We start from the raw sequence: 21,549 nt of genomic DNA on the forward strand, positions 1-21,549 counted from the left end.
GCAGCGGCGCAGAATTCTGTACCGTTTTCAACGCCTTGATGTCGCGGCATGGATCCTAGGGTCTGCGCCGCGTCGCTTCGCTCCTTGCTTCGCCCTAGGATGACGAAGTCGGGGAGGCCTCGGCTAATCTCGAAGGTTGCGAAGGTGAGGCTCAACTGGCGACGACGACGAACTCAGGCGTGTCCGGCGGCGAGGCTGAGGTGCGCCAGATCGATGCCGATCGAGGCGAGAATGCGATCGTATTTGCGCTCTATATCGGCGTCGAACAGAAGCCCGGGGCTGGCCGGGCAGGTCAGCCAGCCATTCTCGGCGATCTCGGTTTCCAGTTGGCCGGCGCCCCAGCCCGAATAACCCAGTGCCATCAGCGCATGGCGCGGGCCGCGGCCCGACGATATGGCGCGCAAAATGTCGACCGTCGCCGTCAGGCAGATGTCGTCGGAAACGGTCAGCGACGATTCCACGCGATAGTCGCCGGAATGCAGCACGAAGCCGCGGCTGCGATCGACAGGGCCGCCATTGCGCACGACGAAATCGCGCGCCTGCGCCGGCAGGCGGATCGCCTCCTGCTCATTCATGATGCCGAGTTGCACAAGAAGGTCCGGAAACAGCATCTGCTGTGTCTGGTTGATGATCAGGCCCATCGCGCCTTCATCGCTGTGCGCGCAGATGTAGATGACCGAGCGCGTGAAACGGTCGTCCTTCATGCCGGGCATGGCAATCAGGAACTGATCGTCGAGGAAGCCGCGTCCAGCGGCCGTCTTCTTGTGGCGCAACAAATCCATGGCACGGAGGGTACCGTGTTTCCCGGGCGCCGAAAAGATGCGCCGCGCCGGATTCGACCAAAGCCCATGTTGCCGGTGCGGCCTTGGCTTGCCACCGGGGGTCACGCAAATATGATGCCGGCAAGACCATGAAATCATTGCACCGCCACGAACGGACGATCAAATCACCGCCATGCAAAGCTTGAAAATCCTGCTGCTCGGCGCCGCCATCGGATCGGCGACCGTCCTCCCCGCCTCCGCTTCCTCATCCGCCTGGTACAACAGCGAAGGCGGCAAGGTGCGGCTGGTGACATCAGGCAAACCTGACGAGGCCGGCCGCATCCAGGGCGTTCTCGACATAGCGCTCAAACCCGGCTGGAAGACCTATTGGCGCGATCCGGGTGACGCCGGCGTGCCGCCGCAACTCGACGTTTCGGCCAGCACCAATATCGCCGATGCCACCCTCTCGTTTCCGGCACCCCAACGCCACGACGATGGTTATGGCAAATGGGCCGGCTACAATTATCCGGTTTCGCTGCCCGTGACATTCACGCTGGCGACGCCGAACCAACCGGCGGTCATCGACGCCGATATCTTTCTCGGCATTTGTGAAACGATCTGCATCCCCGTGCAGACACGGCTGACCGTCGACCCCACTTCCGATCCCGACAATGCCGACGACGCAGCCCTGGTGAAGGCGAGTTTCACGGCCCTGCCGGCGCCGGCAAAGCCTGATTTCGGCATCAACGTGCTGCCGGGCGATCACGAGACACTGGTTGTCGAGGCAAGCTTTCCCGGTGACCCGGAGGCGGCGGATTTCTTCGTCGCCGGTGAGCGGGACTATATGTTCGGCACCCCTTCCCGCAGCGAGAAGGACGGCAAGCTGATCTTCACCGTGCCGATCCTCGACCGTCCGTCGACAACGCCCACGGATGGCGGGCTTCACTATACGCTGACGAGTTCGGCGGGCGCGGTCGAAGGACTGCTGCCTTTCCCTTGATGCCTCGATGGTTGCAGGAAGCCGCCGAGTTCGCTACGCAAGCACGCACTCTTCCCATTCCCCAAGCGAGGAACTCATGACCATTTCCGTTGGCGACAAGCTGCCCGAGGCGACCTTCAAGACAATGACCGCCGATGGCGCCAAGGCGATCACGTCAGCCGAGATTTTCCCGGGCAAGAAGGTGGTTCTGTTCGGTGTTCCCGGCGCCTTCACGCCGACCTGCAGCAACAATCATCTGCCCGGCTATCTCGAAAACCATGACGCCATCCTGGCGCGTGGCGTCGACACCATCGCAGTCGTTTCGGTCAACGACGTTCATGTCATGGGTGCCTGGGCCCGTTTCACCGGCGGTGAGGGCAAGATCCTGTTCCTCGCCGACGGCAACGGCGATTTCGCCAAGGCGGTCGGCCTCGATGCCGATTATTCCGGTGGCGGCATGGGCCTGCGCTCGAAGCGGTTTTCGATGGTCGTCGACGACGGCAAGGTGACCGCGGTCAATGTCGAGACCAAGCCCGGCGTCGACGAGTCCGGCGCGGCTCATATTCTCGGACAGCTCTGAGCTTCGACGATCGGTTCGGGCGAGGCCGCGACGGCTGGCCTCGCCCGAACCGCTTGCACTCCAGAACGGCGGATTTTCGGGGGATCCCAACAATGTTTGACGTCTTCTGGCGCGCAGTCGCGATTGGCATCGGCGCCACCGTCCTGATGGATGTCTGGGCCTTCTTCCTGCACAAGGCATTCGGCCAGCCGAAGCCGAATTGGGGACCGGTCGGGCGCTGGGTCTGGCATCTCAGTGACAAGGTCTTTCACGATGATATCGGCGATGCAGCGCCCTACGCGCACGAAGTGGCGCTGGGCTGGGCCTTCCATTATTTCGTCGGCATCGTCTACGGCATCATCCTGATCGTGGTGGCTGGTGCGGGCTGGCTTGCCGCGCCGACCTTCCTGCCGGCCTTCATCCTCGGCATCGTCACCGTCGGTGCCGGCTGGTTCCTGCTGGCGCCCGGCATGGGAGCGGGATGGGCAGCCTCGAAGCGACCCAATCCCATGCGGATCCGGGCGCTCAACCTGGTCTCGCACACAGTGTTCGCGCTCGGGCTTTGGGGCACCGCGCTGCTGGTCCGCTAGACAGCTAGAACAGACGGTTTAGATCCCGCCGCCCGTCCACCACACGGACGATTTCAACCGACTCGACTGGGCCGTCATCAGTGTCCGGAATCGTTTCGTAAAGCAGTACAAAAGGCGCCTCCACCAGCATTCGCGCTGAAGGCCTGATGTCCGGTCGCCTAACACCCATTCGGGGCTGGTCAGCCAGTTGCATGGCCCGCGCCTCCAGCCGATCATAATAGCGATCGGCCGCCCGTATGTTTTCGCTGCCTATTATCACGTAGATGTCAATCAGGTCCGCCCTAGCCGCGGGAGACCAGAGCAGCCTAACGGCCATTCGGCGAGGCTTCCGTCAGCTTTTGCCGAGCCTCCTTCCGCAATGCGTCGAAATCCACAGGCTCCGGTCTCCCGCTCGCCTTGCCTTCATCCCACAACCGCCTCAGCTGGCGGATATCGTCATGACGCAGTTCGCGTTTTGCCAGCCAATCCCGCACCGCTTCACGCACAATTTCACTTGCCGTGGCATACTCGCCCGCTTCCACGGCCTCCCGCATGAGGGCTGCCTGTTGCGGGGTTACAGCCACGCTCATTTTTTCAACGTTTGCCATGCTGCGTCCTTATTCATTGCTCCATGGTAGGAAATATTACTCCCATCCATATCATCGATCAACGGCAACGCCGCCAGAGGAGCCTAGCCTGGGCCCTATGCATAAGCCCGCCGGACGCCGGTCAAGGTAGCCTGTCGATCGGCCACCATCCGTGAATGACGTGACGCGCGCCGATATCGTAGGCAAAATAATTGCCGCCGCCGGCCGGCTGATCCTCGTCGCGGCTGATTTCCCGCCCACCGAGGGAGAGAAGGAGGAGCGTTCCCACGCCTCCATGGCCCACAATAGCAATGTCGCCAGCGTCATGGGTGCCGAGCACGGCGCGGACCTCGCTCACGATACGATGCTGCGCATCAATTGCCCGCTCCCACCCGCGAACGCTTTTATACGGATTGGCGAAGAACTCGTTGGCGACCGCTTCGAACTCCAGCGGCGGCAGGAAACCTGTCGCCGACCGGTCATTCTCATGCGTCCGTTCCCTCACATCGACGGCAAGGCCGACATGGCTTGCGAGGATCTCAGCGGTTTCTATCGCCTTGCGTTCAGCGGAAGATACGATGCGCCGGATCGATCCGACCCACGGTTGATCGAGCATCACAATCGCTCGTGCACGGCCAAAATCGGATAGGCCCCATTCCGGCACGGGAACGGTGGCATCGACCTGAACCTGGGGATGCGTCACATAGTAGAGGATCGGCATGATCGAGATTGCTGCCTGGGCACGGACCAGTTGCCGGAAATCAATAGCTCTGTGTCGAACGACGCGCTTTCGTGGCCGGCGGCTGTTTTGCCTGGACATCCGGCCTCGGCGCTGACCCCGCCGGCTTGAAGGAACCTTTCTTGAACGGCGCCATGCCTTCCCTGGCCAACTCGTCCGCGCGTTCGTTCTCGGTATGGCCGGCATGGCCCTTGACCCAGTTCCAGGTGACCTTGTGGCGCCGGTTGGCTTCGTCGAGCGCCTGCCACAGTTCACCGTTCTTGACCGGCTTCTTGTCGGCGGTCTTCCAGCCGTTCTTCTTCCAGCCATGGATCCATTTGGAAATGCCGTCCATGACATATTTGCTGTCGGTGTGAAGCTCGACCGTGCAAGGCTCCTTCAGCGCATTGAGCGCCGAGATGGCGGCCAGCAACTCCATGCGGTTGTTGGTCGTTTCGGCCTCACCGCCCGAAAGTTCCTTGGTCGTGCCGTTGAAGCGCAAGATCGCACCCCATCCGCCAGGGCCAGGGTTGCCCGAACAGGCGCCGTCGGTGAAGATTTCAACCTGTTTGCTCATGATACCCCGTATTCGGCCAACCCATATTCCGAAGCAGATTTGATCGCCCGATGGAAGCGCATCCGTCTGATGTATTCGGTCGGATCGCGTTTCATGACCAGGCCACCATCTGGAACGGTGAGCCAGTCGTAGAGCCGGGTCAGCATGAACCGCAACGCCGAACCGCGCGCCAGCATTGGAAGTGCTGCTTTTTCCTGATAGCTCAGGGGCCGCACGCTCTGATAGCCGGCGAGCAATGCCTTGCCTTTGGTGAGATTGAAGGAAAAGTCCTTCTCGAAACACCAGGCGTTGAGGCAGGTGGCGACGTCGTAGGCGTAGAGATCGTCGCAGGCGAAATAGAAGTCGATCAGGCCGGAGAGCTTTTCGCCGAGGAAAAAGACATTGTCCGGAAACAGATCGGCATGGATGATGCCTGCCGGAAGACCCTTCGGCCAGTTCCGCTCGAAATCGGCGAAGTCGGCATCGACCTCGGCCGCCAAGCCCGGCTCAACCTCGTCGGCCCGGCCGCGCGCTGCGGTCCACAGCTTGCGCCAGCCGTCGATGGCGAGCGCGTTGGGACGGGTCATCGAAAAATCGGCACCGGCCAGATGCAGGGCGGCCAGCGCCTTGCCGACCTCGGCGCAATGCGTGGCTGTCGGCCGTCGCAGCGAAAGCCCTTCCAGGAAAGTGATGATGACCGCCGGGCGGCCGGCAAGTGTGCCGATGACGCTGCCGTCATGCGCTGTCACCGGCAGCGGGCAGGACACCCCCTTGTTGGCGAGATGGCCCATCAGCCCAAGGAAGAACGGCAGGTCCGCCTTCTCGACGCGCTTCTCATAGAGCGTCAGAATGTAGGAGCCGGTGGAGGTGTGCAGCAGGAAGTTCGAATTCTCGGTGCCTTCGGCGATGCCCTTGTAGGACAGGAGATCGCCGACCGGGTAGTGCTTAAGGAAAGCGCCGAGTTCGCCCTCCGCAACATCGGTGTAGACCGCCATGTGCCTTACGCGGCTCCATTGACGAAGGCCATGTCGGCCGGCGTCAGTTCGACATCGCGCAATACCCGCATGACCGGAAAATCCTCTGTTTCGGTGGCCGTAACGGCCAGGTCGATGGTGACATCGAAGCGCTGGCGGAACGCGTCGATGATCTCGTCGACGATGATCTCCGGCGCCGATGCCCCCGCCGACAGGCCAAGGGTCGAAATGTTGCCGATGTCATTCCACGGAATCTCGGCGGCGCGCTGCACGAGAAGCGACATCCTGGCGCCGGCACGCTCGGCGACCTCGACAAGGCGGCGCGAATTGGAGGAATTCGGGGCGCCGACGATGAGGTAGAGATCAGCCCCGGGCGCGGTGTCCTTGACCGCTTCCTGGCGATTGGTGGTGGCGTAGCAGATCGATTCCGCCGCGGGCGCCTGAAGGTCGGGAAAACGGTCCTGCAGCGCACGGATGATGCCGGCGGTGTCCTCGACCGACAGCGTGGTCTGGGTGACGAAGCCAAGCGCCTTCGGATCGGTTGGCACAAGCCTGGCCGCATCGGCCTCGGTCTCGATCAGCGTGACCGCGCCCTCGGGCAATTGCCCCATCGTGCCGATCACCTCCGGGTGCCCGGCATGGCCGATCAGCAGTACATGGCGGCCAAGCCGCTGATGGCGCATCGCCTGCTTGTGGACTTTCGAGACCAGCGGACAGGTGGCGTCGAGATAGAACAGGTTGCGCGCCTGCGCGTCCGCCGGCACCGATTTGGGCACGCCATGCGCCGAGAAGACGACCGGCGACTGCCGATGCTCGGGCGGGATTTCGGAAAGCTCCTCGATGAAGACGGCGCCAAGGCTTTGCAGTCCTTCGACGACGTAGCGGTTGTGCACGATCTCGTGGCGGACATAGACCGGCGCGCCATATTTTTTCAGCGCCAGCACGACGATCTGGATGGCACGGTCGACGCCTGCGCAGAAACCGCGAGGCTGGCAGAGCCGTATCGTCAGAGGAGGCTTGGCGATTGTCTGAAGCATTGAATCCTAGCCGGTTCGTCAGCGCCGAAATGAGGTGCCTACCCCTGCTCTGTCAAGAGCGGGCCCTGTCAAGGGCGTCGGTAGAAGGGGGGCCTCGATGGAAAAGGGCGTCGGTCGCGCTCATTCCTCTTTCGCGGGACGGCGAAGCCGCAGGATGAGCACGGCGGCGAGTGCCGCGGCAAGCCCATACCAGGTGACAGCATATTGCAGATGGCTGTTCGGCAGGTCGATGATAGTGACGCCTCCGATCGGCAGACCACCGGGATTCGGCGTCTTGTCCGCATCGATGAAGATCGGCACCAGCGTGAACCCGGCGGGCAGGCCGGCGCTCGCCGCCATGACGTCGCGATCCTTCCAGTAGAAGATGTTCTTCGCCACATCATTGTCAGGAAGCATCATCGACGGTTTTGCCGGCAGCGGATTGCGAGCGAGCCCGGTGATCGTGACCTTGCCGGTCACCTGTCCCTTGGCGCGCTTGGCGGCGTCCTTGAGGTCGTAGGGGATGAAGCCGCGATTGATCAGCACGAAGCGGCCGTCGTCGAGGGCCAGCGGCGTGTAGACGTTGAAACCGGCCTCGCCTTCCCAGGTCGCGTAGAAATGCCGCTCGCCCGAATGCAGGAACGTGCCGGAGACCGTGACCGGCGTGTAGTCGACGTCGCCGGTCGAGGCGAATTCCTTCTCGACCTCGGCCAGCGGCACAGGCGCCGAGTGGGTGCGTCGATCGATGGTCTGCAGAAGGCCTTCTTTCCAGTGCAGGCGCTGGACCTGCCAGGTGCCGAGCGCCAGAAGGATCAAGAGCAGCAACAGGCCAAGGCCGAGCAGCAACGCCGATCGTGGCCGCGAACGGCCACGATCCTTGATGGAGGCCTCGCTCATTCGCTGTGGTCCAGCCGGCCTTCGGCCGCCTTGTTGGCATATTGCAGGGTGAGCAGCACACCCTTGATCAGCCGCAGCGCCGTCAGGCACAGCACCAGGGCCAGCGGAATCCATATCAGCAGATGCAGCCAGAGCGGCGGGCTCAGCGTCACTTCCACCCAGAGAGCCAGGCCGACGATGATGAAGCCGATGATCAGGATGACGAAGACCGCCGGCCCGTCGCCTGCATCGGCGAAGGAATAGTCGAGGCCGCAATTGATGCAGCGCTTGCCGACGGTGAGGAACCCGGAAAACAGCCGCCCCTCGCCGCAGCGCGGGCAGCGGCCATGCAGGCCGGCCGAAATCGGATCGATGGGAGGCCAGATCGCCTTGTCGTCATTCATGGTTATTTCTCGATCTCGATCGGTGTCCCATCGGTCACCATTCCCCAGATTTCGTCCATGTCGGAATCCGTAACGGCAATGCAGCCATCGGTCCAGTCGACCAATTGAAGCAGCCAGCCCCACCAGCCGAAGCCATTCGGCTGGCCATGGATCATGATCATGCCGCCGGCATCGACATTGCGCGCCTTCGCGGCCGCCAGATCTTCGGCATTGGGATAGGAGATGTGGATCGACTTGTGCGCGATGCTGTTGGGGTTGCGCCAGTCGAGAACATAGCGGCCCTCGGGCGTACGCTGATCGCCCTCCTGGCGTTTGTGGCCGAAGGGATCTCCACCGAGCGCGACGTCGTAGCTGCGCAGGACCTTGCCGTCACCGACCAGTTCGAGCCGCCGTTCCGCCTTGCGGACACGCACCAGATCGACCTTCTCGGCCGCAAGGACCGGGAATGCCAGGAGAATGAATACACAAATCGCCCAGGGAACTGTTCGCCGCATCGGCAACCGATCGGCGATCATTGCGCCGAAAAGAAGAAGGCGGCCCGTCGCCGTGGCCGCCTTCCTGAAATCCAGATGCTGAAGGCCCGATCAGTGGCCTTCGATCACCGCGCCGACCGATCCCCAGACGTAGATCGATGCAAACAGGAACAGCCAGACCACGTCGACGAAGTGCCAGTACCAGGCGGCCGCCTCGAAGCCGAAATGCTGCTTGGTGGTGAAGTCGCCCTTCATCGCCCGGATCAGGCAGACCAGCAGGAAGATGGTGCCGATGATGACATGGAAGCCGTGGAAGCCGGTCGCCATGAAGAAGGTCGCGCCGTAGATGGAATCCTTGAAGCCGAACGGAGCGTGCATGTACTCGTAGGCCTGCACCATGGTGAACAGCATGCCGAGGCCGACCGTCAACACCAGACCGTTGATCAGCCCCTTGCGATCGCCATGGATGAGCGAATGATGCGCCCAAGTGACCGTGGTGCCGGACAGGAGCAGGATGATGGTGTTATAGAGCGGCAGGTGGAAGGGATCGAGAACCTCCATGCCCTTCGGCGGCCAGACCCCACCGGTAAATGCCTTGCGCGCGTAGTTCTGTGCCTCGCCGGCAAAAAGGCTGGCGTCGAAATAGGCCCAGAACCAGGCAACAAAGAACATCACCTCCGAGGCGATGAACATGATCATGCCGTAACGCAGGTGTAGCGACACGACCCGTGTGTGATGCCCCTCATGCGCTTCCTTGATCGTGTCCGACCACCAGGCGAACATGGTGTAGAGCACGATCACCAGGCCGATGAAGAACAGCCACGGATTGGCGATATTGAAGCCGAAGATCGGGAAGGATCCACCCTTCAGATATTCCATCAGGGCGACACCGCCAAAGGCCATGACGAGCGCGCCAATCGAGCCCAGGAAAGGCCACGGGCTCGGGTCGACGAGATGATAGTCGTGATGTTTTGCGTGCGCGTCTGCCATATCAACCCCCGAGATTTGCTTCGGTATCTGAAACTGTCTTGCTGTTGCCCTTGGCCGGCTCCGAGGAGGCGACCGGCTTGTTCTTCTCGACCGGGAACATCGTGTAGGACAGCGTGATCGTCTTCACGTCCTTCAGTTCCGGCACATTCACGATATCGGGGTCCACATAGAACAGGACCGGCATGTCCAGCGTCTCGCCGGGCTTCAGCGACGTATCGGTGAAGCAGAAGCACTCGACCTTGTTGAAGTAAGGACCCGCCAGTTCCGGCTGCACGTTGAAGGTGGCACGGCCGGTAACGGGGCGATCGAACTTGTTGGTCGCCTGATAGTGCGCCTGCACCGTCTCGCCGATCTTCATGGTTATCGAACGCTGGACCGGCTGGAACTCCCACGGCACGCCGGCAATATTGGCGTCGAAGCGGACGGTGATCTCACGGTCGAGCACGCGGCCGGCGTACTGCTTCTCGACACGTTGCGTCGTGCCGCCATAGCCGGTCGCCTGGCAGAACATCTTGTAGAGCGGCACGGCGGCATAGGCCATGCCGATCATGCCAGTGAAGAAGGCAAGGCAAACTGCCGCGACGATGCGGTTGCTGTTTTTGCCGGCCGTCTTTCTAGGCGTCTCGACGCTCATCACATCTTGCCCGACAAATTGTGGCCGAACTTCACGATCGTCGCGATGTAGAAAATGACGACCAGCACCGCCAGCGCCACGCCTATGGCGATGGATCGGCTGCGCTGGGCCTTCCTCTGGCGATCGGTCAAGGTGACCGTCTCGAGCTTTTCCTCGACCATGATCATGCTCCACCCATGGCAAGCGCGCGTTCGACAACGCTGTCGGCCAGGTAGGCAGCGAAGATGGCGAAGAGATAAAGCAGCGAATAGGCGAACAGCGCCTTGGCCGGTTTCATGGCGCGGTCATCGTCGGCCATGCCGAGAACTTTCCAGGCGTACCAGACAAAGCCGAGCCCGAGCAGTATGGCGGCCACGCCATAGAAGGGCGTGGTGTAGCCGAGCACCCACGGCAGCACGCCGACCGGGGCCAGCACCAGCGCATAGGCGAAGATCTGACGGCGGGTCGACGCCTGGCCGGCGACATTGGGCATCATCGGGATGCCGGCGCGCTCATAGTCCTCGGACTTGAACAGCGCGAGCGCCCAGAAATGCGGCGGCGTCCACAGGAAGATGATCAGGAACAGAATGATGCTTTCGAGGCTGACCGAGCCGGTCACCGCGGCCCAGCCTATTACCGGCGGGATCGCGCCGGCCGCGCCGCCGATGACGATGTTCTGCGGCGTCCAGCGCTTCAGCCACATCGTGTAGACGACGGCGTAGAAGAAGATGGTGAAGGCCAGCAGCGTCGCCGACAGCCAGTTGACCAGCACGCCGAGCGTCATCACCGACAGCACCGAGAGCACCAGGCCGAAGCTGAGCGCCTCGTGCGGCTGGATGCGGCCGGACGGCACTGGACGGCTGGCCGTCCTGGTCATGACCGCGTCGATGTCTGCGTCGTACCACATGTTGAGCGCGCCAGAGGCGCCGGCACCGATGGCGATCGAAAGGATGGCGATCACCGCCAGCAGGGGATTAATGGTCACGGGTGCGGCGACCAGCCCGACGAAGGCTGTGAACACCACCAGCGACATGACGCGCGGCTTCAGCAGGGCGAAGAAATCGCCCGCCGTCGCTTCCGACATGCGGAAGCCCGCTTCGTCAATGCTGGTTTCGTCGACTAGGGCCATGCGTACTCAAGTCCATCATTCCGTTGGCCAAAACCGCCGGCGGGCCGGCGGTTTCGTGTTCGAGAGGGGAGCCGCCTTACTTGATCTTCGGCAGCTGCTCCCACTGGTGGAACGGCGGCGGCGAAGGCAGCTGCCATTCGAGCGTGGTGGCGCCCTCACCCCATGGGTTGGCACCGGCGATCCGCTTCTTCTGGAAGGCTTCGAACACGCCGTAGAGGAAGATCACCACACCAACGGCCGAGATATAGGAGCCGATCGACGACACATAGTTCCAGCCGGCAAACGCGTCCGGATAGTCGATGGTGCGGCGCGGCATGCCGGCCAGGCCAAGGAAGTGCTGCGGGAAGAAGATCAGGTTCACGCCGACAAAGGTGACCCAGAAGTGCGTGTTGGCGATGACAGGCGAATACATGTAGCCGGTCATCTTCGGGAACCAGTAGTACCAGCCGGCGAAGATCGCGAACACCGCGCCCAGCGACAGCACGTAGTGAAAGTGGGCGATGACGAAATAAGTGTCATGCAGCGAACGATCGAGACCGGCATTGGCCAGCTGGACGCCGGTGACGCCACCGATGGTGAACAGGAAGATGAAGCCCAGTGCCCACAGCATCGGCGTCTTGAAGGAGATCGACCCACCCCACATCGTTGCGATCCAGGAGAAGATCTTCACGCCCGTCGGCACCGCGATGACCATGGTGGCGAAGACGAAGTAGCGCTGAGTGTCGAGCGACAGGCCGGTCGTATACATGTGGTGCGCCCACACGATGAAGCCGACGGCGCCGATCGCGACCATGGCATAGGCCATGCCGAGATAACCGAACACCGGCTTCCTCGAGAAGGTGGAGACGATATGGCTGATGATGCCGAAGCCCGGCAGGATCAGGATGTACACTTCCGGATGGCCGAAGAACCAGAACAGATGCTGGAACAGCAGCGGATCGCCGCCATTGTCCGGCGCGAAGAAGGCCGTGCCGAAATTGCGATCGGTGAGCAGCATGGTGATGCCGCCGGCCAGAACCGGCAGGGACAACAGCAGCAGGAAGGCGGTGACCAGCACCGACCAGGCGAACAGCGGCATCTTGTGCAGCGTCATGCCCGGAGCGCGCATGTTGAAGATGGTGGTGATGAAGTTGATGGCACCGAGGATCGACGAGGCACCGGCGATGTGGATCGACAGGATCGCCAGATCCATGGCGGGCCCGGGCTGACCCGAGGTCGACAGCGGCGGATAGAGCGTCCAGCCACCGCCGACACCGTAGGCGCCAGGCGCGCTCGGCACGAACATCGAGGTGAGCAGCAGGATGAAGGCCGGAGGCAACAGCCAGAAGGAGATGTTGTTCATGCGCGGGAACGCCATGTCGGGAGCGCCGATCATGATCGGCACCATCCAGTTGGCGAAGCCGCCGATCAGGGCCGGCATGACCATGAAGAAGATCATGATCAGCGCGTGCGCGGTGGCAAAGGCATTGTACATGCTCTTGCCGCCATCGATCGCGGCGTCACCGTTCATGCCGTAGACCATCTGCGCCAGACCGCTGAAGATCTGGATGCCAGGCTCCTGCAGTTCCATACGGATGGCAACCGACAGGGCGCCGCCGATGATGCCGGCCATGATCGCGAAGATCAGGTAGAGCGTACCGATGTCCTTGTGGTTGGTCGAATAAACCCAGCGCACCCAACCGTGATAAGGCTTGTGGTCGTGCCCGTCGTGAGCTGCAGCGTCTGCCATGTTCCGCTCCGTTCCCTAAATCTTGCTAACCCGCGGCATCAATTGCCGGCGGCCGCTACCTTGTTCTGGCCTTCGACCTCGGCCATGAGCGTCTTGTTGGCGCCGGGCAGGTCGGTCTTGGCTGCCGCCAGCCAGGTCTTGAACTGCGCATCCGAGACGACACGAATGGCGATCGGCATGAAGGCATGGTCCTTGCCGCAAAGCTGCGAACACTGGCCATAATAGAGGCCTTCCTTCTCGGCCTTGAACCAGGTCTCGTTGGTACGCCCCGGAATGGCGTCGATCTTGATGCCGAAGGACGGCATGGCGAAGGAGTGGATCACGTCGGTCGCGGTGACAAGCACGCGCGTCATCGTGTTGACCGGCACCACCAACTCATTGTCGACGGCGAGCAGGCGCGGATAGACCTTGCGATCCTCCTTGCCTGCCTTGGCGCGATCGCCATCCTGGAGAATGGCCGAATTGAAGGAAAGCGTGTTGTCGGTCTGGTACTCGTAATCCCAGTTCCACTGGTTGCCGGTCGCCTTGACGGTCAGCTTGGCTTCTTCCGGCGGGGTGTACTGCGCGGTCAAGAGCTGGAACGAGGGAATGGCAAGGCAGAGCAGGACCACGACCGGTCCAACAGTCCAGATCACCTCGATCAGCGTGTTGTGGCTGGTCTTGGAGGGGACCGGATTTGCGCTCGCGCGGAATTTCACGATGCAGTAGGCGAGGAGAAGCAGCACCAGAACGGTGATCGGGACGATGAACCACATCGTGTAGTTTCCGAACCACTCGATCTGCCGCATCATATCGGTCGCCGGCGCCTGGAAGGTCGTCTCCCACGCCACGGGCTGATCGGCATGGGCGGATGTGCCGGCAAAAATCGTGGCAGCGGCACAAGCACTCAGAAACTTGGCACTTGCTAGAAACCTGGCGCCAGCTAGGAAATTTCTCATCGCCCTCTTCGTCTCCCAGTTCCTCGCGGCTGCGCCAACGAGAATAACGAACAATGCCGGGACGGGAATCCCGACAGTCTCAAGGTGGTTCAAACCATACTCTTTTTCCCTCCGCAAGAAAGGAGCGGAGGAAACTGTGCGGCATTTTTGCGCGCAAGCTGGCACGGCTCTTCCGTGGCGGCGGCCACGGCGGCGAATCGCGGATGTTCGGCGGGTCGCCCGCCTCATGCCGGCGGAGCGCGCGAAGCGTCGTAATTCAGGCAAAATTGGCAGGGAAAAGCGCTGTATTGCCTGTTTCGGGACAGTTCGGACGCGGTCACGTCCTTTACTTGGCATTGGCGCGGCTTAAAGTGCCGTGATTCGCAATGGAGCCGTCATGAACTCTTGGCTTTCGAGACTGAGGCACACGAGACCGGGGCTTTCGACAGCCCTGGCGAAGGTCATGTTTCTCGCCGTCATGTCCACAGCCGGTCTGTTCGTCGCGAATGAGGCCGATGCGGCCCAGCCGAGCGGCACGGTGCGCTCGACGCATGGCGCCTGGTCGATCATCTGCGACACGCCGGCAGGCGCGACCTCCGAGCAATGCGTCATGATGCAGAATGTCGTTGCCGAGGATCGTCCGGAGATGGGACTGTCGGTGGTCGTGCTGCGCACCGCCGACAACAAGGCCGAGATCCTGCGCGTGCTGGCGCCGCTAGGCGTGCTGTTGCCCAACGGGCTCGGCCTCAACGTCGACGGCAAGGATATCGGCCGCGCCTATTTCGTGCGCTGCTTCCAGGACGGCTGCTACGCCGAGGTCATCCTCGAAAAGCCGCTCCTCGACACGCTGAAGACCGGCACGTCGGCGACGTTCATCGTCTTCCAGACACCTGAAGAAGGCATAGGCATCCCTGTCGATCTCAAGGGATTTGCCGAGGGTTTCGCCGCCCTTCCCTGAGAGCAGGACGCTTGCGAGGAAACCGGTCCTGACGCAGAATTCCCCAGGGATGAGGGTTTTGGCGGTGGGGGTAACAATGCGCTCGTTTTCCTGGCTTCTATCCACTGGTCTGGTTCTGACGGGCGCGGTTTCCGCTGCGTGGGCTGAAGATACCGAAATCATCACGTCGCCTGATCCGGCCGCAATTCTCGACATTGCCAAGGGTTACGGCTCGGCCAAGCTCGACAAGGACGACGGTGGCGACCCCATGGTCTCCGGCCGGCTCCAAGGCATGAAATATGTCATCTACTTCTATGGCTGCGAAAACCACGAGAAGTGCAAATCCATCCAGTTTTCCTCGGGATACACCGATGCCTTCACGGCCGAGCAAGCCAATGCCTGGAACAAGAAGTATCGCTGGGTCAATGCGTTTTCGGGTGACGGATCCAACTTCAAGATGGATGTCAACTTCATCGGCGGCATAACCAAAACCAATCTTGAAGAACAGTTCTCGAACTGGGATTCAATGACCACCAACATCAAGGACTTCATCAACCAGAAGTGACGCCGGCGGCCTGTCGGCGGCCGCATTTGCCCTCATGGCGCGTCGGGACGATTGTCTCGGCGCGGCTTCGCGCCTACATCGTGGGAAACAAGCTCTCTTCCCACGAATGGATGCGCCATGAACAGCCTGATCGGCCAATTCGACATTTCAGACGATCGTATCAAGCAGATCGTTGCCGACACCATAAACGGCGCCGACGACGGCGAACTGTTTCTCGAATACAGCGAGAGCGAAGCGCTGATGTTCGACAATGGCCGGTTGAAGACCGCCAACTTCAACACCGACCAGGGCTTTGGCCTGCGTGCGGTCGCCGGTGAAGCCAGTGGCTACGCTCATTCGAGCGACCTCTCCGAGGCCTCGCTGCTGCGCGCCGCTGCTGCCGTTGCGACCGTCAAGGGCGGCTATTCCGGCATGCTTGCCACTCCGCCCGCCCGCACCAACCGCCATCTCTACGGCGACGGGAACCCGATCCCCTCGCCTTCCTTCGAGGCCAAGGCAAAGCTGTTGCAGGAAATCGACGCCTGGCTGCGCGCCGAGGATCCGCGCGTGCGCCAGGTGACGGCCTCGCTCGCCGCGTCCTGGCAGCATGTCGAGATCGTACGCGCGGACGGTCAGGTGGTGCGCGATATCAGGCCTCTGGTCCGCATCAACGTCTCGGTCGTGGTTGGCGACGGCGACCGCCAGGAAAGCGGCTCCTACGGCATGGGCGGACGCAAGGCCTTTGGCGAATTCCTGATCGAGGACAGTTGGAAGCATGCCGCCAGGGAAGCGCTCCGTCAGGCGCTGGTCAATCTCGAGGCCATTCCCGCCCCGGCCGGTACATTCGACATCGTGCTGTCCAGCGGCTGGCCGGGCGTCATGCTGCACGAAGCCGTCGGGCACGGGCTGGAAGGCGACTTCAACCGCAAGAAGACTTCGGCCTTCGCCGGCCTTTTGGGCCAGCAAGTCGCCGCCAAGGGCGTCACCGTGGTTGACGACGGCACAATCCCGGAGCGGCGTGGCTCGCTCACCGTCGACGACGAAGGCACGCCGTCGGCCCGCAACGTGCTGATCGAGGACGGCAAGCTGGTCGGCTACATGCAGGACCGGCAGAATGCCCGGCTGATGGGCATGAAGGCCACCGGCAACGGAAGGCGCGAGGGCTATGCGCACCAGCCGATGCCGCGCATGACCAACACCTACATGACTTCTGGCGACATGGAGCCGGAAGAGATCATCGCCTCGGTCAAGAACGGCATCTATGCCGTCTCCTTCGGCGGCGGCCAGGTCGACATCACTTCGGGCAAATTCGTGTTCGGCTGCACCGAGGCCTACATGATCGAGAACGGCAAGGTAACACAGCCGATCAAGGGGGCGATGCTGATCGGCAACGGGCCTGATGCCATGCACCGCGTCTCGATGGTCGGCAACGACATGAAGCTCGACAATGGCATTGGCATGTGCGGCAAGGCCGGACAGGGCGTACCGGTCGGCGTCGGCCAGCCGCATCTCAGGATGAACCAGATGACGGTTGGCGGCACAAGGGTTTGAGGCCTTGGAGCCGTTTCAATAACATCATCGGCCACAGTGATGTTTCCGAATGCAGGCGGCCCGACTATGCCCAGATCAAGGATCGTCATCCTGACAGGTGCCGGCATTTCGGCGGAATCGGGCGTCGCGACCTTTCGCGATCCCGACGGTGTCTGGGCGAAATTCAACCTCGAAGACGTTGCGACGCCGGAAGGTTTTGCCCGCGATCCCGCCAAGGTGCAGGACTTCTACAACATGCGCCGGCGACAAATGGACAGCGTCGAGCCGAACGTGGCCCATGCGGCACTGGCGAGGCTGGAACGCGAAGTCCGAGGCGACATCCTCCTCGTCACCCAGAACATCGACGATCTGCATGAGCGCGCCGGCTCGAGAAACCTGATCCATATGCATGGAGAACTCGGCCGCGCGCTTTGCCAGGACTGCGGCGCAAGCAGCGTCTGGGCCGCCGACATCGCCGTTCAATCCGGATGCCCAGCCTGCGGTGCGAAGGGACGGTTGCGGCCTGATGTGGTCTGGTTCGGCGAGATGCCTTACCGCATGGAAGAGATCGGTGAGGCGTTGACGCGTTGCGATCTGTTCGTGGCGATCGGAACGAGCGGCAGTGTCTATCCGGCGGCGGGTTTTGTCGAAGAGGCGCGCGCCGCCGGCGCCTTGACGATCGAACTCAACCTGAAATGCGCCGGCTGGGCCTCCCGCTTCGACGACCAGATGGAAGGACCGGCGACGCAAGTGGTGCCTGCCTTCGTCGAACGTATTCTCTCGGCGACAGGCTGACGCTGACGTTTTCCGGCCTGAATCCTGGCCGGCACCTTGAAGTGAACACAATCCAAGTTAGGAAATTGTTAAGTGTTTAACTGCCTGGGCTGCATTTGCGCACGAACGCAGCACCAGTTCCCTCGTTGCGGTGGTGGTTTTGGCAATGCGGCATTCCTCCGTCCTGACCTCGTCTATCCTGCTTGGCTTCGTTTCGTTGATCGGTGCGACGTCGCTGCAAGTCAGCCCGGCGGCGGCGCAGTCGACCTTGTTCAAGCGAATATCGACGCGCCCATCCACGGATGGGTCACTCTCCGCCGCCGTTGGCGGCTCCACCAGCGTCCCCTACGGTTGGATCGATTTCTGCCATCGCCGACCAAAGGAGTGCAAGGTGCCCGCTCTCCCGGCCGCCAGCGTCAAGCTGACCGCGCAGAACCTGCGCACCCTCGAGCGGATAAATCAGAAGGCGAACAGGTCCATCAAACCCGTCAGCAATTTCGACCACTGGGGCACGATGACGGACCACTGGGATTACCCGGTTGACGGCAAGGGCGACTGCAAGATCTACGCACTCTACAAGCGCAAGCTTCTTCAGGAGGCTGGATTTCCCCGGCAGTCGCTGCTGATGACCGTGGTGCACGACCTTGACAATGAAGGCCACACCATCCTGACGGTGAAAACCGACAAAGGCGATCTGGTCCTCGACAATCTGGTCGACGAAATCAGGCCCTGGAACGCAACAGGCTACTATTTCCTGAAACGGCAGTCGCAGCAGAACCCGAATGTCTGGGTGTCGATCAACCAGCGAGGTGGCACGCCGAAGGCCATCACGAATGTTGCCAAACTCGTGAACTGAACGGCCTGGCGATCCGGCCATCCAGGCGTTTGGTGGGTTTCATCCGCCCTTGATCTGGCCCAGGCGAACAGATCTCGGACGGAAACCCGGTTCACATTTTCCGGAATTGCCGCCAGCCTTGCTGGCAGGCTGGCGGCGAAACCTTCACCCGCGAAGGCGGCTGATCAGCCGGCCTTGCCGCCGTTCTTCTTGCAGTCGGCCCGGAACTTCTCGCGTGCCTTGCCGTGCAGCTTCTGGGCATCGGCAAGCGCGGAACATTGCTTCGAAATCGCGGTTTTCTCAGGCGTCATGGCAGTCGTCTTTGCCTTCTTCGCTGGGGCGGTCGTTGTGGTGGCCGGCGCCGTCGTGGTCGCTGCCGTCGTCGCTGCCGCGGCAGCTCCCGTCGCAATGAACCCGGCCAGGGCGATGGACGTCAGAACGCTTGCAATCCTCATTGTGGTCACTCCCTTTGGCACCCCACCCGACATCGACTGGTAACAGCGAGCCGAGGCACTGCGCAATCTTGGCCGTGGCCAACCACGCAGTTGTGATCTGATCGCAGGTCGCCGCCGCGGCCCGCCATGTTTTGCCGCCGGCCGGCAAAGCCGACTCGCCCCACACCACGCGACCAGCAACGCGCTTCAAGCCTTTGTCCTAGGCATGTCCCGACCCAAGCGGATCACCTTTTGGGGGGACATGCGCTATTTCTTGCAAGCGGGCTCACTGGGATGCCCGCAAGACGGCTTCCTGGCAGCTGGCGGCTGCGGCGGCCTTGGCTGTGCCTGCCGCTGCACCTGCTGCTTCGGCTGGGCGTGGAACTCTGGCCTCTGCGGCCTGGGCTGCACCTGCTGCCTCGGCTGGGCGTGGAATTCCGGCCTCTGCGGCCTGGGCTGCCCCTGCACTTTCAGCTGCGGGTTGCCGTTGTTGACCTTGAATTTCTGCTGGACATTGCCACCACTGTTGCCGTTGGCAGGTAACTTGTGGAATTTGGGAGCCTTGCCATCGCCCTTGAGCCCATTGCCTTGCCCGTTGGCCTGGGCGTTCGTCTGGCCACTGCCCTGATTGTGAAGTTTCCTGAACTTGCCGTTAGGCGGATTCTGGCCTGAATTCTGGCTATTGAGCGCCGATGGGTTGTTCGCTCGATTCGCCGCAGGCGTGCCGTTGACGCCCGGGATCTTGCGGAGCTTCTTGCCGGTACCGTTCTGGCCCTGGCCATTGGTCCCGTTTTGCCCATTCACCACCGGGTTGCCGGTCACGGCGGCGTTTCCACCTGCCGTGACCTGCTTGTTCAAGAGCTTCCTGGACTTGTTGTTGGGCAGGTTCTGTCCATTCAGCACCGGCTTGCCATTGACGAGCGGCAGGGTCTTGCCGTCAGCGCCGGGCAAGGCATGACCTGTCAGCTTGTCGGCAGGCAATGTCTTCGACAGCGGCCTGGCACCGCCCGGCTGTTGGCCACCCTGCCCCGGCTTCAGCGGCAGGCCGCCGGGGTTCTGTTTGGACAGCACGGTTTCCTTTTTCTGCAGGAAAGCCGGCAACGCCACCTTGGTCGCCAGGGCGGCAGCACCCAGGCCCACGGCGCCAGCAGTCAGCTTCTGGCCGGTGAGGCCACCGCCCTGGTTGTTGGTCTCGTTGATCGTCGTGTTGTTGATGATCGTGGTGTTGTGGATGTTGTTGAAGATGACGTCGTTCGGCGGCGGGAAAATGTCGTGTGGCGGGTTGACCCAGGTAGGCACCGGCACAAAGACAGGCGTCGGCAGCACGAATATCCCGACCGGCGGCGGCGGAGGTGGCAATTCGATGAAGTCGCGCGGCCGCGGCGGCAGGAAGATCACCGCCACGGGCGGCGGCGGGTCGAAGTCGAATTCCGGATCGTCGAAATAGAGCACGGGCCGGTCGACATAGACGATCTCTTCCGGCGGTGGCGGCGGCACGTCATAGTCATAGACCGCGAAATTCTGCGGCGGCTCCAGGGCAGCGTCGAAATGCTCGAGCCTGCGGCGGGCGTCCCAGGCATGGGGGCCATGCGGATAGCGATCGAGATAGGACCAGTAGGCTTCGGGCGTGTCCCTGAGCCAGGTCTGGCGCCAGGTGATCGCCTCGCGCCGCGCCGCCAGGATCGCGCGCACGCGCTTGGCCATCGGGTCATGCGGATAAGCGACGATGAAATCTTCGTAGCCGCGCATCGTGTCGCGATCCAGAGCCGCGATATAGGCATCATGCGCGTCGAAATCGCGTATCTCCTTGGTTCGGTTGGTACGCACCTCGGCGGCGGAGACCTGCGGCGCCGGAGCATCCGGGCCGCGGTCGAAGAAGACAAAGGGATCGGTGATCTTGGAGGCGTTCCAAGGCACCTCCGCGCCATCAGTCACTTCATTGACCCGCAGCCGCGTGCGGTCAAACACATCGCCCAGTTGCAGGCCACCATCCCTGATCATCTCGGCAAGCGCCTGGGCATAGGCCCCATAGGGTCCCTTGCCTTCCGGCGCGACCGTGCCCGGGGCTGCGTTGAAGGCAATCAGCATGTTCGGGTCGGGATCGACCAGTGCGAGGCCACCGGCCAGCGGCTGGTTCGACTTGGCGAAGGAATTTGGCCGCGCCGCATCGAGCACGACGATGTTGACCTTCGTCGGCAGCGCGGCGAGCGGCTTGGTGAGGTCGGAAACCCGCACCGCGGCCATCGGCACGTCAGCCGCATTGGCGATCTCGGCATCGACGGGCGCGAAATAGTTCTCGCCTTCGAACTGCAATCCCTGCCCGGCCAGATAGACAAACACCACCGCGTCGGGGCCGGCTGCGGTCACCTTGGCGAGGAAATCGCGATAGGCGCCACGCAGCGATTCCTGGTCGACGTCACGCGCGCCCACCACGTCGAACCCGGCCGCCTGCAATGTCTGGGCGATCAAGCCCGCATCATTGGCCGGCGTTGTCAGCGCGCTAGCGGGATAGGCGGCATTGCCGATGACGAAGGCAAGGCGCTTTTCGCCTTGCGCCAGCGCCCCGGTCGTCGAGCCGAATGCCAAAATGGAGAGGGCGAGGAAGAAAGCGAGGAATTTCAAGACCGTCCGCATTACGATCATCC

General features: G+C 62.2%; 27 protein-coding genes. 8 read left to right on the plus strand and 19 right to left on the minus strand.

The features are described from left to right. Nucleotides 1–173 precede the first annotated feature (173 nt). Entirely contained in the window at nt 174–782 is a 609-nt protein-coding gene (locus tag FJ977_RS04375) for a YqgE/AlgH family protein (RefSeq protein ID WP_056563921.1), read from the minus strand. Nucleotides 783–954: 172 nt separating this feature from the next. On the opposite strand from FJ977_RS04375, the gene FJ977_RS04380 reads away from it, so the two are divergent. From FJ977_RS04380 to FJ977_RS04390, 3 genes are all read left to right on the plus strand, one after another. Further along, nucleotides 955–1,761 (plus strand): protein-disulfide reductase DsbD domain-containing protein, encoded by an 807-nt coding sequence (locus tag FJ977_RS04380; RefSeq protein WP_140768866.1) that lies wholly within the window; start codon nt 955–957, stop codon nt 1,759–1,761. Nucleotides 1,762–1,837: 76 nt separating this feature from the next. After that, nucleotides 1,838–2,320: a peroxiredoxin gene (locus FJ977_RS04385; protein WP_056563927.1), complete on the plus strand. Its 483-nt coding sequence runs from the start codon at nt 1,838–1,840 to the stop codon at nt 2,318–2,320. Nucleotides 2,321–2,412: 92 nt separating this feature from the next. Beyond that, nucleotides 2,413–2,889, plus strand: coding sequence for a DUF2938 domain-containing protein (locus FJ977_RS04390; protein WP_140768868.1), 477 nt, complete (start codon nt 2,413–2,415; stop codon nt 2,887–2,889). 4 nt (nt 2,890–2,893) lie between these two features. Here the strand turns inward: FJ977_RS04390 and FJ977_RS04395 are convergent, their stop codons facing one another. The 15 genes from FJ977_RS04395 to coxB all read right to left on the minus strand — a co-directional run bounded on the left by FJ977_RS04395 (nt 2,894) and on the right by coxB (nt 13,988). Beyond that, nucleotides 2,894–3,205, minus strand: a complete 312-nt coding sequence (locus tag FJ977_RS04395; RefSeq protein ID WP_140768870.1) for a type II toxin-antitoxin system RelE/ParE family toxin — start codon at nt 3,203–3,205, stop codon at nt 2,894–2,896. Then, complete coding sequence (locus FJ977_RS04400) at nt 3,195–3,476, minus strand: type II toxin-antitoxin system ParD family antitoxin (protein WP_140768872.1); 282 nt, start codon at nt 3,474–3,476, stop codon at nt 3,195–3,197. Before FJ977_RS04400 ends, FJ977_RS04395 begins: the two co-directional genes overlap by 11 nt. A gap of 121 nt (nt 3,477–3,597) precedes the next feature. Further along, complete coding sequence (locus tag FJ977_RS04405) at nt 3,598–4,176, minus strand: histidine phosphatase family protein (RefSeq protein ID WP_140768874.1); 579 nt, start codon at nt 4,174–4,176, stop codon at nt 3,598–3,600. Nucleotides 4,177–4,216: 40 nt separating this feature from the next. Then, nucleotides 4,217–4,750, minus strand: a complete 534-nt coding sequence (gene rnhA, locus FJ977_RS04410) for a ribonuclease HI (protein ID WP_140768876.1) — start codon at nt 4,748–4,750, stop codon at nt 4,217–4,219. Then, nucleotides 4,747–5,724: a homoserine kinase gene (locus FJ977_RS04415; RefSeq protein WP_140768878.1), complete on the minus strand. Its 978-nt coding sequence runs from the start codon at nt 5,722–5,724 to the stop codon at nt 4,747–4,749. The genes rnhA and FJ977_RS04415 overlap by 4 nt, the downstream gene beginning before the upstream one ends. Nucleotides 5,725–5,729: 5 nt before the next feature. Further along, the gene (gene ispH, locus FJ977_RS04420) at nt 5,730–6,740 is read right to left on the minus strand and encodes a 4-hydroxy-3-methylbut-2-enyl diphosphate reductase (RefSeq protein ID WP_140768880.1); all 1,011 of its coding nucleotides are present in this window, start codon (nt 6,738–6,740) and stop codon (nt 5,730–5,732) included. A gap of 120 nt (nt 6,741–6,860) precedes the next feature. After that, nucleotides 6,861–7,616: an SURF1 family protein gene (locus tag FJ977_RS04425; protein ID WP_181179583.1), complete on the minus strand. Its 756-nt coding sequence runs from the start codon at nt 7,614–7,616 to the stop codon at nt 6,861–6,863. Next, nucleotides 7,613–7,999, minus strand: coding sequence for a DUF983 domain-containing protein (locus FJ977_RS04430; RefSeq protein WP_140768882.1), 387 nt, complete (start codon nt 7,997–7,999; stop codon nt 7,613–7,615). Before FJ977_RS04430 ends, FJ977_RS04425 begins: the two co-directional genes overlap by 4 nt. A 2-nt stretch (nt 8,000–8,001) precedes the next feature. Next, nucleotides 8,002–8,493 carry a L,D-transpeptidase family protein gene (locus FJ977_RS04435; protein ID WP_140768884.1) on the minus strand — a complete coding sequence of 164 codons (492 nt, stop codon included), beginning with the start codon at nt 8,491–8,493 and terminating at the stop codon, nt 8,002–8,004. A gap of 90 nt (nt 8,494–8,583) precedes the next feature. Next, nucleotides 8,584–9,462 carry a cytochrome c oxidase subunit 3 gene (locus FJ977_RS04440; protein WP_140768886.1) on the minus strand — a complete coding sequence of 293 codons (879 nt, stop codon included), beginning with the start codon at nt 9,460–9,462 and terminating at the stop codon, nt 8,584–8,586. A 1-nt stretch (nt 9,463) separates the two neighbouring features. After that, a complete protein-coding gene (locus FJ977_RS04445) occupies nt 9,464–10,096 on the minus strand; it encodes a cytochrome c oxidase assembly protein (protein WP_140768888.1) in 633 nt (210 codons plus the stop codon). Further along, nucleotides 10,096–10,257, minus strand: coding sequence for a hypothetical protein (locus FJ977_RS04450; protein ID WP_140768890.1), 162 nt, complete (start codon nt 10,255–10,257; stop codon nt 10,096–10,098). The genes FJ977_RS04445 and FJ977_RS04450 overlap by 1 nt, the downstream gene beginning before the upstream one ends. A gap of 2 nt (nt 10,258–10,259) precedes the next feature. Further along, the gene (locus FJ977_RS04455) at nt 10,260–11,204 is read right to left on the minus strand and encodes a heme o synthase (RefSeq protein ID WP_140768892.1); all 945 of its coding nucleotides are present in this window, start codon (nt 11,202–11,204) and stop codon (nt 10,260–10,262) included. A 76-nt stretch (nt 11,205–11,280) separates the two neighbouring features. Beyond that, nucleotides 11,281–12,933, minus strand: coding sequence for a cytochrome c oxidase subunit I (ctaD, locus tag FJ977_RS04460; protein WP_140768894.1), 1,653 nt, complete (start codon nt 12,931–12,933; stop codon nt 11,281–11,283). A gap of 38 nt (nt 12,934–12,971) precedes the next feature. Further along, nucleotides 12,972–13,988, minus strand: coding sequence for a cytochrome c oxidase subunit II (coxB, locus tag FJ977_RS04465; RefSeq protein WP_181179586.1), 1,017 nt, complete (start codon nt 13,986–13,988; stop codon nt 12,972–12,974). 259 nt (nt 13,989–14,247) lie between these two features. On the opposite strand from coxB, the gene FJ977_RS04470 reads away from it, so the two are divergent. From FJ977_RS04470 to FJ977_RS04490, 5 genes are all read left to right on the plus strand, one after another. Further along, entirely contained in the window at nt 14,248–14,808 is a 561-nt protein-coding gene (locus tag FJ977_RS04470) for an invasion associated locus B family protein (protein WP_140768898.1), read from the plus strand. Nucleotides 14,809–14,884: 76 nt separating this feature from the next. Next, nucleotides 14,885–15,352, plus strand: a complete 468-nt coding sequence (locus FJ977_RS04475; RefSeq protein ID WP_181179589.1) for a YbjN domain-containing protein — start codon at nt 14,885–14,887, stop codon at nt 15,350–15,352. A 117-nt stretch (nt 15,353–15,469) separates the two neighbouring features. Further along, nucleotides 15,470–16,882 (plus strand): metalloprotease TldD, encoded by a 1,413-nt coding sequence (tldD, locus tag FJ977_RS04480; protein WP_140768902.1) that lies wholly within the window; start codon nt 15,470–15,472, stop codon nt 16,880–16,882. Nucleotides 16,883–16,948: 66 nt separating this feature from the next. Further along, on the plus strand, nt 16,949–17,656 hold the full coding sequence (locus tag FJ977_RS04485) for an NAD-dependent deacylase (protein WP_140768904.1): 708 nt from the start codon (nt 16,949–16,951) through the stop codon (nt 17,654–17,656). 145 nt (nt 17,657–17,801) lie between these two features. Continuing rightward, the gene (locus FJ977_RS04490; protein ID WP_181179592.1) at nt 17,802–18,491 is read left to right on the plus strand and encodes a transglutaminase-like cysteine peptidase; all 690 of its coding nucleotides are present in this window, start codon (nt 17,802–17,804) and stop codon (nt 18,489–18,491) included. A gap of 164 nt (nt 18,492–18,655) precedes the next feature. Here FJ977_RS04490 and FJ977_RS36610 read toward each other — a convergent pair whose 3' ends face one another. Genes FJ977_RS36610 through FJ977_RS04500 form a run of 3 tightly spaced genes read right to left on the minus strand, consistent with a single transcriptional unit; the run spans nt 18,656 to nt 21,547 of the window. Further along, the gene (locus tag FJ977_RS36610) at nt 18,656–18,781 is read right to left on the minus strand and encodes a hypothetical protein (RefSeq protein ID WP_274534531.1); all 126 of its coding nucleotides are present in this window, start codon (nt 18,779–18,781) and stop codon (nt 18,656–18,658) included. After that, nucleotides 18,771–19,115, minus strand: coding sequence for a hypothetical protein (locus FJ977_RS36195; protein ID WP_246682815.1), 345 nt, complete (start codon nt 19,113–19,115; stop codon nt 18,771–18,773). Before FJ977_RS36195 ends, FJ977_RS36610 begins: the two co-directional genes overlap by 11 nt. Before the next feature lie 56 nt (nt 19,116–19,171). Then, nucleotides 19,172–21,547, minus strand: coding sequence for a caspase domain-containing protein (locus FJ977_RS04500; RefSeq protein WP_140768910.1), 2,376 nt, complete (start codon nt 21,545–21,547; stop codon nt 19,172–19,174). Nucleotides 21,548–21,549 lie beyond the last annotated feature (2 nt).

It is taken from the genome of Mesorhizobium sp. B2-1-3A (assembly GCF_006442655.1).
Classification (GTDB): domain Bacteria; phylum Pseudomonadota; class Alphaproteobacteria; order Rhizobiales; family Rhizobiaceae; genus Mesorhizobium.